Origin of the sequence: Robertmurraya sp. DFI.2.37 (assembly GCF_029211245.1) — a bacterium.
Taxonomy (GTDB): Bacteria; Bacillota; Bacilli; order Bacillales; family Cytobacillaceae; genus Robertmurraya; species Robertmurraya methanolica_A.
Genome location: NZ_JARGEJ010000032.1, coordinates 1 through 14,882 on the forward strand (window position 1 = coordinate 1; position 14,882 = coordinate 14,882).

The 14,882-nt window shown below is 39.7% G+C and carries 15 protein-coding genes; all 15 read left to right on the forward strand.

The genetic code is table 11. From position 1 onward, the window contains the following. Positions 1–224 precede the first annotated feature (224 nt). Entirely contained in the window at positions 225–623 is a 399-nt protein-coding gene (locus tag PZE06_RS16055) for a PH domain-containing protein (RefSeq protein ID WP_225310709.1), read from the forward strand. Between the two features lie 344 nt (positions 624–967). Then, positions 968–1,852, forward strand: a complete 885-nt coding sequence (locus PZE06_RS16060; RefSeq protein WP_150948509.1) for a LysR family transcriptional regulator — start codon at positions 968–970, stop codon at positions 1,850–1,852. Positions 1,853–2,134: 282 nt separating this feature from the next. Then, on the forward strand, positions 2,135–3,520 hold the full coding sequence (locus PZE06_RS16065) for an anion permease (protein ID WP_225310710.1): 1,386 nt from the start codon (positions 2,135–2,137) through the stop codon (positions 3,518–3,520). A 25-nt stretch (positions 3,521–3,545) separates the two neighbouring features. Beyond that, positions 3,546–3,722 (forward strand): hypothetical protein, encoded by a 177-nt coding sequence (locus PZE06_RS16070; protein ID WP_170943591.1) that lies wholly within the window; start codon positions 3,546–3,548, stop codon positions 3,720–3,722. 19 nt (positions 3,723–3,741) lie between these two features. Next, on the forward strand, positions 3,742–4,587 hold the full coding sequence (locus PZE06_RS16075; RefSeq protein WP_150948515.1) for a fumarate hydratase: 846 nt from the start codon (positions 3,742–3,744) through the stop codon (positions 4,585–4,587). A gap of 16 nt (positions 4,588–4,603) precedes the next feature. Then, positions 4,604–5,164, forward strand: coding sequence for a Fe-S-containing hydro-lyase (locus tag PZE06_RS16080; RefSeq protein WP_150948518.1), 561 nt, complete (start codon positions 4,604–4,606; stop codon positions 5,162–5,164). A gap of 29 nt (positions 5,165–5,193) precedes the next feature. Further along, the gene (locus tag PZE06_RS16085) at positions 5,194–6,903 is read left to right on the forward strand and encodes an FAD-dependent oxidoreductase (protein WP_137744384.1); all 1,710 of its coding nucleotides are present in this window, start codon (positions 5,194–5,196) and stop codon (positions 6,901–6,903) included. Next, a complete protein-coding gene (locus PZE06_RS16090) occupies positions 6,903–7,856 on the forward strand; it encodes a succinate dehydrogenase/fumarate reductase iron-sulfur subunit (RefSeq protein WP_150948521.1) in 954 nt (317 codons plus the stop codon). The genes PZE06_RS16085 and PZE06_RS16090 overlap by 1 nt, the downstream gene beginning before the upstream one ends. Next, positions 7,853–8,743 (forward strand): CoB--CoM heterodisulfide reductase iron-sulfur subunit B family protein, encoded by an 891-nt coding sequence (locus PZE06_RS16095; RefSeq protein WP_137744382.1) that lies wholly within the window; start codon positions 7,853–7,855, stop codon positions 8,741–8,743. Before PZE06_RS16090 ends, PZE06_RS16095 begins: the two co-directional genes overlap by 4 nt. Positions 8,744–8,805: 62 nt before the next feature. Next, the gene (locus tag PZE06_RS16100; RefSeq protein ID WP_150948524.1) at positions 8,806–9,153 is read left to right on the forward strand and encodes a molecular chaperone GrpE; all 348 of its coding nucleotides are present in this window, start codon (positions 8,806–8,808) and stop codon (positions 9,151–9,153) included. 175 nt (positions 9,154–9,328) lie between these two features. Further along, a complete protein-coding gene (gene dcuS / locus PZE06_RS16105; protein WP_191963252.1) occupies positions 9,329–10,930 on the forward strand; it encodes a DcuS/MalK family sensor histidine kinase in 1,602 nt (533 codons plus the stop codon). Beyond that, positions 10,927–11,637: a response regulator gene (locus tag PZE06_RS16110; protein WP_150948530.1), complete on the forward strand. Its 711-nt coding sequence runs from the start codon at positions 10,927–10,929 to the stop codon at positions 11,635–11,637. Before dcuS ends, PZE06_RS16110 begins: the two co-directional genes overlap by 4 nt. Before the next feature lie 443 nt (positions 11,638–12,080). Then, a complete protein-coding gene (locus tag PZE06_RS16115) occupies positions 12,081–13,187 on the forward strand; it encodes a DUF4097 family beta strand repeat-containing protein (RefSeq protein ID WP_150948532.1) in 1,107 nt (368 codons plus the stop codon). A 48-nt stretch (positions 13,188–13,235) separates the two neighbouring features. Next, positions 13,236–13,598, forward strand: a complete 363-nt coding sequence (locus PZE06_RS16120) for a phage holin family protein (protein WP_137744379.1) — start codon at positions 13,236–13,238, stop codon at positions 13,596–13,598. A 407-nt stretch (positions 13,599–14,005) separates the two neighbouring features. Further along, positions 14,006–14,521: a TetR/AcrR family transcriptional regulator gene (locus PZE06_RS16125; RefSeq protein ID WP_137744378.1), complete on the forward strand. Its 516-nt coding sequence runs from the start codon at positions 14,006–14,008 to the stop codon at positions 14,519–14,521. The last annotated feature ends 361 nt before the right edge of the window (positions 14,522–14,882 follow it).

The following is a 14,882-nucleotide window of genomic DNA, read 5'->3' on the forward strand; positions in this document are numbered from 1 at the left end:
CAAAAGTACTGAAAAGGAATGCGTTTGGCTTCCGAAGCTTTAAGCGTTTTAGAGCTAAAATCTTATTAACACATAAGTATAAAAAAGTGGGTGTTCATATTGGGTAAGGGCGAAGTAAGAGTTACTTCACCCCAACAATTGACGTTGAACCTATAAAAAACAAAGGGAGGTATCGTGAATAAATGGTTTTTCGTTCAAAGGTGGATGCTTTTTTTGTGAATTTTATGCTGGTAGTCGTGCTCATTATTGCTTTGGCTTCATTCTTTCCATTGTTTTTAGAAGGTGGAACTGAACCATTAGTCGTGCTCATATTGACTTCAACTTTTCTAATTATAATTGGTTTTATTTTATGGTGTACCTTTTCCGTTAAATATGTATTCTATCAAGATTATTTATTGGTTAAAGGTGGCCCATTTAAAAGTAGAATTCCATATGAAGAGATCACAAAAGTTTCCCCAACAAGAGAGATTTTCACTGGTTATCGAATATTGTCATCACGGGACGCAATTGAAATTTTTTATAAGACAGCGTTTATGGGAAGTGTGAAAATTTCCCCGAAGGAACAAAAGCGGTTTATGATCGAGTTAGAGAAACACTGCCCACATATAAGGGGCGAAGAGTGATACATGCTAGATTTTCTTATGTGTTTTTGGGCAATGCTCAAAGTTCCATTGCTGTTTCATAGAATAGAATAATCCCATTAAAGCACCTGCGAAGCATTGTTTCGCGGGTGCTTGTTTATTTAGAAAGACTTTATAAACACCTTACAAATGTGCTTAATATTGAAATGTCAAGCTGTAAATGAACATTTTGTTACAGGATCTTACTTACTTTAATTACAAAATAGTATCAAAAGTTACCTATCTAATCTGCCTGTACAAAGCCAAATATAATGACAGTGAATTCGACAACTGTGTTGTGAATTCAACAAATTTTGGAACTAGAAAAGGAAACAGGAGGTTAGAAAATGGAGCTTAGACAATTAGAGTATTTTGTTGAGGTCAGTCGTTTGAAAAGCTTTACGCATGCTGCAGAATCACTACATGTATCACAGCCATCCATTTCCAACTCACTTCATAAGCTAGAACAGGAATTAGGGGTAAAACTCCTTGAAAGAACAACGAAGAGTGTCTCACTTACGTTAAAGGGAGAAAAATTTCTCGCTCGTATGGTCGAGATTTTAGCCAATATGGATGAAGCGATACAAGAAATTAGTGACGCAAATGATGGAGTCGTGAATTTTGGCCTTCCACCGATGATTGGTGCACAAATGTTTCCGAATGTATTTATGGGATTTAAAGAAAAATATGCAAAGATAGAATTTGCGGTTATTGAAAAGGGATCTGTCGCAATTAGAAAGCTGATTGAAAAGGGGGAATTGGAAATGGGCTTTATTATTCTCCCAGAACAGTCCGATAAATTAGAAATGCTGCCCCTAGTTCAGGATCAGCTTGTCATATGTATGCCAAAAAATCATGAATTGAGTCGAAAAAAGAGTTTAAGCTGCAGTGATCTGGTTAATGAGAAATTCATTATGCTCTCTGAGGAATATGTACATCATGATGCCTTATTAAAGCATTGTTTTCCGTCTACGATAAAGCCGAACATTATTTTTACATCAGATAAAGTTGAAACCGTCAAGGCAATGGTTGCGAAGGGGCTCGGACTTTCTTTGCTGATGGATCTATACGTGAAGGACCGTCAAGAGATCGTTTCTGTTCCATTGCAAAATCGCATTTATATCAATATTGGACTAGCTTGGAGGAAAGGAAAAAAATTATCCAATGAATATAAAAAGGTAGCGGAGTTTATTCGTGATTATTTCAATCAAAGCAATCGAGTGGCAAAGTGATCACAATTATTTTTGTAATTGTGTTTTTAAAAAAGAAACTTTGTGAAATATTTCACTTATAGTTTTTACCTATTAGTTTATAGCAAATCGGTATTTCACGGTCAAGAAATTATATGTGAAGATATGCACATAAGCAGGAGTTAACAGCTCTCTGCCCATTTTGAAAACAAATATTAGGGAGTGAAAAAAATGGGAGCGGCAGTAAGAAATGTAGCTCAGCCTCAAATTCCTTCAAAGATTCGGCAAGCAAAGGAGAAACCAAGCAAAGAAGTCAATTTTCTCATGTTGTTTATTACGTTAGCAGTTGGAGCGATTATTTGGTTTATCGGGGCACCAGCTGGCCTGGATCCAAAGGCGTGGCAGCTGTTTGCTATTTTCGTAGCCACGATAGTCGGGCTCATCATTAAGCCGATGCCGATGGGAGGAGTGGCAATTCTCTCGATTACAGCGGTTGTTTTAACAGGAACGTTGGAGCTAGGCGATGCTTTAAGTGGTTTTCAAAATACGACAATCTGGTTGATTGTCATCGCCTTCTTTATCTCAAGAGGATTTATCAAAACAGGCTTGGGGAATCGTGTAGCGTACATGTTTGTTAAAAAATTCGGAAAGAAGACATTAGGGCTTTCTTATTCATTGTTAATCAGTGACTTAATTTTAGCACCTGCGATGCCAAGTAATACGGCCCGTGGTGGGGGAATAATCTTCCCGATTATCCGTTCTTTATCAGAAACATTTGGCTCGAAAGTGGAAGACGGGACAGAAAGGAAGATCGGTTCCTTCCTCACAAAAGTTGCCTTCCAAGGAAATATGGTGACTTCTGCTATGTTCTTAACAGCGATGGCGGCCAATCCTTTAGCAGCCTCACTCGCCGGTGATGCTGGAGTTAGAATCACATGGACCGGCTGGGCAATTGCCGCATTAGTGCCAGGGGTGGTCAGTTTGATTGTTGTCCCTTACTTTATCTACAAGGTTTATCCACCAGAGATAAAAGAGACCCCTGCAGCAGCAGAAATTGCGACGAAGAAACTGCAGGAGATGGGACCTATTCGTAAATCTGAGTGGAATATGATTGCCGTATTTTTACTCATTTTAGGCTTATGGATTTTTGGTGAAAACATTGGAATTAATGCAACAACGACAGCGTTGATTGGATTATCAGTCTTATTGCTATCATCCGTTTTATCTTGGAAGGACATTAAAAAAGAAGAAGGTGCATGGGATACATTGGTTTGGTTTGCAGCTCTTGTGATGATGGCCTCCTACTTAAATACATTAGGGATGATTCCATGGTTTAGCGACTTGATGAGTGGAGCAGTAAGTGGTCTTTCTTGGATCTTGGCATTAGGTGCATTAGCACTTATTTATTTCTATTCTCATTATTTTTTTGCTAGCAGTACGGCTCATGTCAGTGCTATGTATGCCGCCTTTTTAGCGGTTGCAATGGCTGCGGGTGCACCGCCAATGCTAACGGCTCTTATTTTAGGATTCTTTGGCAATTTATTTGGCTGTATTACGCATTATGGTTCAGGGCCGGCACCGGTTTTCTTTGGTTCCGGTTATGTAACGCAAAATAAATGGTGGTCGATCGGTTTTGCCATTTCTATTATTCATATCATTATTTGGGCTGTGATTGGTGGAGTTTGGTGGAAAATTCTTGGACTATGGTAAACCGATTGTCAGGAGGCGATCTCAATTGAAATCACAATGCTGTCAAGCAGACGTTATGAAAAGAAGCAAAATAGATGCCTTTCATGGAGCGGATGACGAATATGAACTGCAAATACCAGTCATCATTTGCAGGAAATGTGGCCGTGAAGAACAGCTTATTTTCAGTGGTCAAAAAGTAAAAACAAATCATAAAGCAAGCTAGAAAAAACGGAGGGGTAGAAATGAGAGAGATAACAGCAGAGCAAATTACTGAAGCAGTAAAAAGAATGAGCATTGAGGCGGCATGCGATCTTCCAGAAGATGTTGAAAAATTACTGAAAGAAGCAGTCGCAACAGAAGAATCACAGTTTGGGAAATATAGTCTTGAAAAAATAGTGAAGAATGTCGAGCTTGCGCGAGCAGAACATGCCCCGATGTGTCAGGATACAGGAATTGTCATTGTGTTTGCAGAGGTGGGTCAGGACGCTCGAATCGTTGGTGGAACTTTAAACGACGCCATTAATGAAGGAGTAAGACAGGGTTATCAAGAGGGCTATCTACGTAAGTCTGTCGTCCGAGATCCGGTTTTAGATCGAAAAAACACTGGCGATAACACGCCAGCGGTCATTTATACAGAGCTTGTACCCGGTGACAAAATTAAGATTCAAGTTCTTCCTAAAGGAGCCGGTAGTGAAAATATGGGGGCATTAAAAATGTTAAAGCCTGCAGAAGGATTAGAAGGGGTCAAGGATTTCATCATTAAAGCGGTTACCCAAGCGGGTGGAAACCCTTGTCCGCCAGTCATTGTTGGAGTTGGAATCGGGGGCACGATGGATAAGAGCACTCTTTTAGCGAAGAAGGCATTAGCTCGTCAAGCTGGTCAGCCCCATCCAAATCCAGAATATCAAGCACTAGAGGAAGAATTATTAGTAGAGATCAATAAGCTGGGAATAGGACCTCAAGGCTTCGGTGGAAAAGTAACAGCTTTAGCTGTTCATATTGAAACCTATCCAACGCATATTGCGACCATGCCAGTATCCGTTTGTTTAAATTGTCATGCTGCGAGACATAAGGAAGCCATTCTTTAATAAAGGGGGAACGAATATGACAAATATTAAAAAAATCACCACTCCGTTAACAGACGAGGTTGTCAAAGGCTTAAAAGCAGGCGATCAAGTATCGATATCTGGCGTCATTTATACTGCGAGGGACGCTGCCCACAAGCTTTTAACTGAAGCGATTCAAGCAGGGGAAGAGCTGCCTGTTGATTTCAAAAATCAAATCATTTATTATGCGGGGCCAACACCTGCCAAGCCAGGAAAGGTCATTGGTTCATGTGGACCAACGACAAGCGGTCGGATGGATGCCTACTCGCCGTTAATGATGGAACAAGGATTAAAAGGGATGATTGGGAAAGGCCCTCGCAGTAAAGAGGTCGTGGAAGCGATGATTGCTAATCATGTTGTTTATTTTGCAGCAATTGGTGGAGCGGCTGCATTGATTGCCGATTCCGTCAAGGAAGCAGAAGTTGTTGCCTTTGATGAGTTAGGCCCAGAAGCTATTCGCCGCTTAGTAGTTGAGGACTACCCTTGTATCGTAGCGATAGATTCAGAGGGTCATAACTTGTATGAATTAGGTGTTCAGCAATACAAGATCGTAGATTAAGGCAGTGCAGAAGAAGAGGGGGGACACCGATGCTAAAGTTTGATGTAGTTGTAGTGGGAGCTGGTGGTGCGGGCATGATGGCCGCACTATCAGCTAGTGAAAAAAACAATTTAAAAGTAGCCGTGCTAAGTAAAATTTTCCCGACTCGTTCCCATACTGGAGCGGCTCAAGGTGGAATTAATGCAGCAATGGGCTATAGAGACAGCACTGATTCTCCAGAGAAGCATTTCCGAGATACGGTAAAGGGAAGCGACTTCCTGGCAGATCAGGATGCGGTGGAATTTTTTACATCTGGAATGCCAGATATGATTTCAGAATTAGATTACTACGGGGTACCTTTTTCTCGAGATGAGAAAGGGCAAGTGGCGCAACGGCCTTTTGGCGGAGCGTCGAGTCCAAGAACATGTTACTCGGCCGATAAAACAGGCCATGTTATTTTGCATGCATTGTATGAGCAATGTTTGAAAAATCATGTTCAATTTTTGAATGAGTGGTTCCTATTATCATTAGTCGTTGAAGATGGGAAATTTGAAGGACTGGTAGCGATGGATATTCGCGATGGAAAAATTCATCCGATCCAAGCGAAGTCAGTTGTTATCGCCTCAGGAGGATTTGGACGAATTTATTGGAGCAGGACAACGAATGCCATCAATATGACTGGTGACGGTACAGCTGCCTGCTTTGAGGCAGGAATTCCTCTGAAGGATCCGGAGTTTATTCAGTTCCATCCAACAGGTCTTGCCCAGACGGGAGTGCTTTTATCAGAGGCTTGCCGTGGGGAAGGTGGATATTTAATCAATAAAGATGGGGAACGCTTTATGGCCCGTTATGCACCGGAGAAAATGGAGCTTGGTCCCCGCGATCTTGTTTCTAGATCAATAGAGACGGAGATTAAAGAGGGACGCGGTTTTGGTGAAGGAATGACCTCTTACGTCCTCATGGATCTTCGCCATTTAGGTGAAAAGAAAATTATGGAGCGTCTTCCTCAGGTACGTGAATTGGCATTGGAGTTCGAAGGAGTCGATCTCATTAAGGAGCCAGTGCCGATTCGTCCAAGCTGCCATTATACAATGGGTGGAATCCATGTGTCCGACTACAAGACGTGCAGTACACCGATTGAAGGGATCCATGCAGCAGGCGAGTGCTGCTCTGTGTCGATTCATGGTGCGAATCGTTTAGGCGGGAATTCTGTAGCAGATGTTGTCTTCTTTGGAAAGTATGCCGGGCTTGGCGCGAAGGAATCAGCGATGAGAAGAAGCTTCGGTCGTACAGAGAAGCTTGAGCAAGAAGCGAATGCATGGAAGACGAAATTTAAAACGATTCGCGAGAAAACAACGGGAGTCAGTATGTTCTCCATCCGCAATCGTTTAGCGGAAACGATGTGGAATTATGTTGGGATTTTTCGGACAGAGTCTGAAATGGCACAAGCATTGGCAACCGTTGATGAACTAATAGAAGAGTACAAGGACGCCTACGCTGGTGACGCTTCAGTAAAATACAATATGGCTTTTATCAATTATGTGGAAATTGGAAATATTTTAAAGCTAGCAAGAGCAGTGGCTATGGGTGCTCTTAATCGTCGGGAAAGCAGAGGCTCTCATTCAAGAGGGGATTATCCGACTCGTAATGACGAACAGTTTCTCAAGCATACGCTCATTTATAAGGACGGAGAAAATTATCGACTGGAGTATGCACCGGTAACGATTACAAATTATCAACCGGAGGAGCGGAAGTACTGATGGAAATGATGACAGTAAAGATTAAAAGATTTGATGGCCGCAACAGTTATTATCAAAAGTATGAAGTTCCTTATGAAAAGGGCAAAACCATTTTGTGGCTGTTGACAACTATTCGCGAAGAGCAGGATCCAACATTGAATTTCACTTCAGCCTGTCGCCATGCCATCTGTGGCAGCTGTGCAGTTCAAATAAATGGAAATGCCTTTCTTGCTTGTAATACGCCATTAGATGATGTACTGGAAACGTATAAAACGATGAATTTGACATTTGAACCGTTAAAAAACTTCGAAGTGATTAAAGATCTGGTCATCGTTTGGGAACCAAAAATGGAAAAAATGACGAAGGTGAAGCCGTGGATAATCCCGGGTGAAGAGGGAAGCAAGGAAATAGGATTTCTTCAAAGTGAAGAGGATTTTCAACAAATTGCTGCTCCAACCGATTGTATTCTCTGTGGGGTTTGTGCCTCTGAATGCAATCAGCTAGCAGTGAATCAAGATGGTTATCTTGAGCCATTCATTTTAAACAAGGCATATCGTTATATCGTTGATACTAGAGATGGTGCCCCAGAACAACATCTCAAGCCTGTTTTGGAAAATGATCTATGGAAATGTCTCCATTGTATGCAATGTGTGTCCCAATGTCCGAAGACGATTCCTTTAACTGACCAGATCGCATTTTTACGCTCTGCAACCATGGCTATGGGTGAGCTAGATAATCAAGGGGCTAAGCATGCCTATGCTTTCCATGATGACGTGAAAAATAAAGGCCGTTTAAATGAAACGATGCTCCCGATCAAAACAGATGGATTGGTGCAAACAGCTTTGACGAAAATTCCATTTGCATTGCGAATGGTGAAAAAAGGCAAGATTAACCCGCTCCATATGCCAAAGCAGATCTCTGGGATTCAAGAAGTGAGAAAACTATACGAATACGCTGAGGAGGTTAAGTCATGACGTTAACATACGCATTTTTTCCAGGCTGCACTTTAGAATCGGCTGCTGAAGAGTTAATGATATCCACGAAAAAAGTTGCAGAAGCACTTGGGATTGAATTGATTGAATTAAATGGCTGGACCTGCTGTGGAGCAAGCCATATCCAGGATATTGATAACTTCTTGTCGACCTCCATTAATGCGAGAAATATCGCATTAGCTGAGAGCCTGGGAGTCTCCAAGTTATTGACCGTTTGCAATACGTGTACGCTTATGCTGCGGACAGCGAAGTTGAAAATGGATAAAAATGAAAGGTTGAAAGAACAAGTGAATGTTGGACTAGATCGGGCAGGTTTGCAGTACAAAGGGACGGTTGAAGTGACTCATCTGCTTTGGGCTTTGCTTGAGGACTACGGACTGGAAAACTTGAAAAAGAAAGTAACGGTCCCTTTGAAAGGATTAAAGGTGGCGAATTTTTACGGCTGTCACATTGTCATGCCGCCAGATGTGATGGGTTTTGAGAACCATCGTAACCCACAATCGATGGAGATGGTGGCAGAAGCACTAGGTGCAGAATGTGTGGAATTTGATCAAAGACTCGCTTGCTGCGGCTTCCATGCTGTTTTTCCGGCACAAAAAGAAGTTATGACAATGACGGGAATCAACTGTTTATCACCGAAGGAAGCGGGTGCAGATTGTATTGTCACGCCTTGCCCTCTTTGCCAAATGCAGCTTGATGCCTATCAGCCCGATGCGCAAAAACGCTTTGACCAAGATATAACGATGCCGATCATCCATTTACCACAATTAATTGGTTTGGCACTGGGAATAAGTCCGGAAGAGCTGGCGATTAACCGCCACGTTGTCGATGCAATCCCTGCTCTTCAAAGGAAACTACAATTGGCATAATCAATGTTTTCTCCAAACTGTGGTTAAATCAGATCTTACGATTTAAAAAGAGGGGATGGAGCATGAACGATCTCTATCAAAAAAGAGCGAAATTAGTGGGGCATGTGGATAGCGGTTTGCTTTGGCTCCTAAATATGCATGACGATTGGATTCATGATCAATATGGGGAGAGCTACATCTACCATGGGATTATTTATTCGAGTACGACCCCTTTTCATGCATTATCAACATCCGTTACAGGCTACTTTCAAGATGATGATACGAAGCGTTGGCTTAAGGTCAAGGATGGTAAGGTTATCTTTGAGCCAAAGGATATTTCTCTTGCTTGGAAGGATCAGTTAGAAGAGTTTTTCACATTTACGTTTACAACAGGAAGGTATGTTCGTTACAAGGAGGCTAAGCTCCTTTAACACATGTATTTACTTCTCGGTCTTCAACTTTGAAGGCCTTTTCCTGTTTATTTCCAATTTATACACTTTGTTAATATTCATTGAATACTCGTTTTTCGGCCAATCATGGGAAGGGGCGTTATGTTATGCTTGCGCCATAAAATGTCGAAGTCGACAATTAATGAGGTGGTCGCCCATGAAATGGAAGAAAATAAAATTGAAATATATGGTCATTCTTCTTGTGGGGATTGTCGTTAGTGTATCGATTCTTATCACAGGTTATTTTATTAATGAAACGGTTTCGGAACGAATTGTAGCTAGTCAAGAAGAGAAGGCCTTTAATGTCGCAAAAATGATTGCCCAAATACCGACGATCATTGAAGCGTTAAATGGGGCAGAACGTGAAGGAAGGATTCAAGAGCTGACTGCGAAAATGCGAGACTCTACAAATGTGGAATTCATTGTTGTAATGGATATGAACGGAATTAGAAAGTCTCATCCAAATCCCGATAAAATTGGTGAGAAGTTTGTGGGCGGAGATGAGACCGATGTTCTTATGGGAAAGGAATATTCTTCTGTTTCGGAAGGGACACTCGGCCCATCATTACGAGCTTTTACACCAATATTTGATGAAAATCACCTGCAAATTGGGGCAGTTTCGGTTGGAATTTCTCTAAATCGTATCGATTTTGTATTAAGCATACTGCGTGGAAATATATTTATGGGAATTGGCATTGGCATCATTTTTGGTGCTGTTGGCGCCATTCTTTTATCATCGTTAGTGAAAAGAGTGTTATTAGGATTGGAGCCGTCTGAAATTGCCAGAATTCTGAAAGAAAGACAGGCTCTGATCGAATCTGTTCATGAAGGGATTATTGCAGTGGACAAAGAAGGGGATATTACTATTGCGAATCAATCAGCTGTAAGCTTACTTGGAAAGACTGGTACTGAGCAAGATCTGGTCGGTAAAAAAATTGATTGTATCTCGAGCACCTCCCTTTTAAGAAAATCATTGGAAACGGGCAAGGAGTACCTAGATCAAGAACAGGTCGTAAACGGAAAAGAACTTATCAGCAATACGGTACCGATCATTGTAAATGACAAGATTGTCGGGGCTGTTAATATATTACGGGATAAAAGCGAGATTAAACAGCTTGCAGAACAATTAACGGGAGTGCAGCTTTATGCAGATGCTTTAAGGGCACAATCCCATGAATTTATGAATCAACTCCATTGTGTAATGGGGCTGATTCACTTAAAGGAATACGATGAACTGGAAAATTTCATCGAAAAAACGGTTGAGGACACACAGAATGACATTAGCAATGTGACAAAAAAATTACGGGATCCTGCTTTAGTAGGTTTTCTCCTTGGAAAGTTAAGCTATGCGCGAGAATCTGGAATAACGTTTGCATTATCGATTAATCATGTCTTCCCTGCTTGGAAAGATGCGGAGTTTTCCCATGATTTAATTACGATCATTGGCAATTTGCTTGACAATGCCATTGACGCAGCAGCGGAGAGTGCGAATAAGCAAGTGAACTTAAAGCTTGAATTTTTAGATAAGACATTAATGATTGAAATGCAAGACTTTGGCAAAGGGATAAAAACACCATTTCAAAGGTACATTTTTCAGAAAGGCTACTCAACGAAAGGGGAAAACCGCGGGTATGGTCTATTTTTGTTGAAGCAAACAGTAGAAAAGCGCAATGGGCGTATCCGTTTATCTAGTTCAAAAACAGAGGGCACTACATTTATGATAACAATACCTTGGCAATGGGAAGGTGATAAAACATGATAAAAGTGTTGATTGTTGAAGATGATCCGATGGTAGCTGAGCTAAATAGGCGCTATGTGGAAAGTGTTGACGGTTTTCAAGTACTCAAAGTTGTTCAGTCTGTCGATGATGCGAAAGAAGTGTTAAAAACGGATAAGTTAGATTTAATATTATTAGACGTATTTATGCCTGGGGACAATGGGCTTACCCTATTGTTATATATTAGGGAATTAGGATTGAGTGTGGATGTTATTTTGATCACGGCCGCTTCTGATATTGAAACGATTCAAAGTGCATTAAGATTCGGTACGATTGATTATTTAATAAAGCCATTTACATTTGCTAGATTGAAAGAAGCGCTTCTTTCATATAAACAAAAGCTTGAATTTTTAGAGTTTCATCCTCATCAGATTAATCAACAGGAATTGGATGAGAGGCTGTTACAGAAAGAAAGAATGCAACCGACGCATGAGCTACCAAAGGGATTGACAAAGCATACGCTTAATCTCATTTGGGCAGAATTGCAGGCAATTGGAGAAAATGAGTTTTCAACGAACGATATTGCCAAAAGTACGGGCATTTCAAGAGTATCCATTAGAAAATATTTAAATTTTCTTGAAGAAATTGGTGTATTAGAGACGAGGGTGTCATATGGCACTATTGGCCGTCCAATTAGCCAGTATATTTTAAATGAACAAAACAGCATAGCGATATCTGATTATTTATAAATGAAGTATGCTTTAGCCTGCAGTCTTGCAGGTTTTTTATATTTCTTGTAAAGGAACTCTGCAAAAAACCTTAAATTCCAAGAACAGTATTTCCCTTTCAATTCCGTGAAAAATCCGACAATGAACGAATTGCCTCTGGCACCTTGAGTTAAAAAATGAAACCTTCATTCTTGTCCTAACGTAAAATAAAAGAAGGAGTTGCTAAAGCTGAAGTCGAACCAATTATTATCAGCTTGTGTGTTATTTAGTGATTCACCGCCCTAACGAAGCAAAGAAGGAATTTATATCTAAGCTCCATTCCGCTTTTTTTGCTCTGAAAGGCCATGCAGAAATATTTTTCTTCATTGGTTTTAGAGCAATAGTAGGCGTGGTCATACTTATTAGGGGTTTTGTGAAGGATATTTTGTAAAAAGCAGTTAAACATTTTTTAGGAGGGCTACGTGATGCAAGAAGAACGAAAGCGAATTTTGAACATGGTGCAAGAAGGAAAGCTAACGGTAGATGAGGCTTTGATTTTGTTGGAAGGGCTGGAGGACGCGGAAAGCACTAAGAAAAATAAAGCAGAACAGCTTTTTGGGGAATTGTCAACAGCTGTAAAGTTTGAAGAAGCGAAAAAAGATGATTCTTTTCAAAGCCAAAAGCATCAATCGACTAAGGATAAAATTTTTGAGTTTGTCGACACAGCTATTCAAAAAATCAAGGATTTTGATTTAGATTTGAATTTCGGCCAATCAGTTGATATTTCTCATATTTTTCAACAAGGGGATGTCTATTTAAGAGAGATGGACGTCGATTTGGCCAATGGTTCTGTGAAGATTGTGCCATGGGAACAACAGGATGTTCGCGTTGAATGTGAGGCAAAGGTCTATCGAGTCGAGTCCCAGGATGAAGCGAGAAATACGTTTTTAAAAGACGTCATTTTTGCAATTGAAGGACAAAAACTGCGGTTTGCTTCACAGCAAAAATGGATGAAGATCCATGCCACACTCTACATTCCCAAAGCGCAGTATGAAAATATTAAAGTGAGAATGTTTAATGGTTCAATCATTAGTGAAAACTTGCAAGTAGAAAAATATAATGTAAAAACAGCGAATGGAAAAATTAATATGTCTAACATAGAGAGCAAGTATGTCGATGCAGAAACAGCAAACGGGCAAATTGAAGTTGTTAATGGTAAAATAGATGACCTAGAGGCAGAGACGATTAATGGAGCGATTAAATTGGATGGCAGCTTCAAAAAGGTAGAACTGCAATCCTTTAACGGCAATATCGATTGTACTGTTACCGAACCAAGTTGTGAACGGATCGAGGCAAAGGTGACGACAGGCGGTATCAAGTTGTTTGTACCTGAGCATGCCGCTATTGCTGGAGAGCTAAAAACCAATCTCGGCAACTTCAATATTGATTACACAGGCATTCAAGTTACCGAGGAAAAAAATGAAGTCGTTCAAAAACAACTTCGTTTCCAGCCTAGCAGCCACCATGGTCACATAATGAGAATCGATGCGGATACGAAAACAGGATCGGTGACAATCAAGCGACTAAAGTAATAGAATAGTCCTCTAGAGAACTGAAATAGCGCTTAAAGGATGTTGAATATGAGATGGATTATTGGAATTTTAATTAATGCGGTCTTATTTATTGCCTTGGCAGGTTATTTTGAGAATTCCTTCTATATTGAAAGTATTGGTGCGGCCATTGGCGCCAGCTTTATGCTCGCCATTCTTAATATTTTGGTGAAGCCCATTTTAATCATTTTAACTTTGCCTATTACGATTATCACCCTTGGTTTATTTTTGTTTGTCATCAATGGGGTAACGCTCCTTATAACAGAGGCACTCATGGGTGAGGCATTTCAAATAAATGGACTGGGAATGGCCATTCTCATTTCAGCAATCATGTCGATTATTAATCTCGTGATTCAAAATGTTATTTATGATAAGAAGAAAACAAGAAACTGAGCGACATCGTCATTTCATCATACAAAGAAGGACCATACTTTAAAGGGCGCAGCAAAAAATAAACGGATCTTATCAGATAAGTATATACTTTCCAGAAAATAGCATAGCTAAACTACATGAAACTGGATGACATATATGATTTTAGCAATCAAAAGAGCCAAACTAATTAGTATCAATTGTTTGGCTCTTACGATTTTGTATTATTTTATTTCACTTAAAAAATAAGGTGGGGTAAAAGTATCAACTCCTAACGAATTAAACTTAACAGAACATATTTTTAGTCTTTGCAAAACTGGTATTTTTACAACTCTTAAAAAATAGTCATTGTGCTTGTATTAAGGGTTAAATTGTATTATATTTAGTTTGTAATTAATCAATAAATAAACATAAATGAATGGGTGTAAAATATGGCAAGACCTAAAAAGGGAAATCGTAAGGAAGATATTCTTGAAGCGGGATTGGAAGTATTTGCAATAAAAGGATACTATAATACAACAACTGCACATATAGCAGAAAAAGCGGGAATATCACAGCCGTATGTATTTAAATTTTTTAGAACAAAAGAAGAGCTATTTATTGCAGCCTTAGATCGTGCGTTTGATAGAATCATTCAAACTTTTAAAAATGTTGAATCGAGCTCAGAACAACTCGTTAACAAGATGATCGAAGCTTATGAAGAACTGTCTACATTACATCCTAATGAAATTGCTTTGCAGGTAATTGGAATTTCCGTAACAGAAGAAGCAATACAGGAAGCTGCAAAGAATGGTCTGGCCCGTATAAGAAGTTACACTTTAGAAAGGTTTAACTCAGCTGGAATAAAAAATGCCGAAAGAGAAGTAACTACTTTTCTAGCTAGAGGGATGTTATGTAATATCTCCTATTTCTTAGATTTCCCTGAACTTATTGATAAAAATAAATAATCAAATGAAGTTGGTTATTTATGTAATAAATAGTTATTGATTGATTAATAATTAATTAATGGGGGTGAAAAGATGAAATTAAAAAGTTTTGATTATGTTTCTATCACAATTATTCTTATTTGCATCATTAGTTGGTGGGGTTAAAGAGTTATTGTGAAGTATTTTTTATGAGGAGGTGAGAATGATGAACGGAAATAAAAAAGAATCTTCTCTTTCCCCTTTGTCCATTGGACTAGGAATTACAGCTATAGTGATTGTCTTGTTTACGTTATGGGACTAACGTATTAATATTAGTTAGTGATTAATCAATAATTAATGAGCGAATCCTCTATATTATTAGGAGTAGCAGGTTAACTTATTG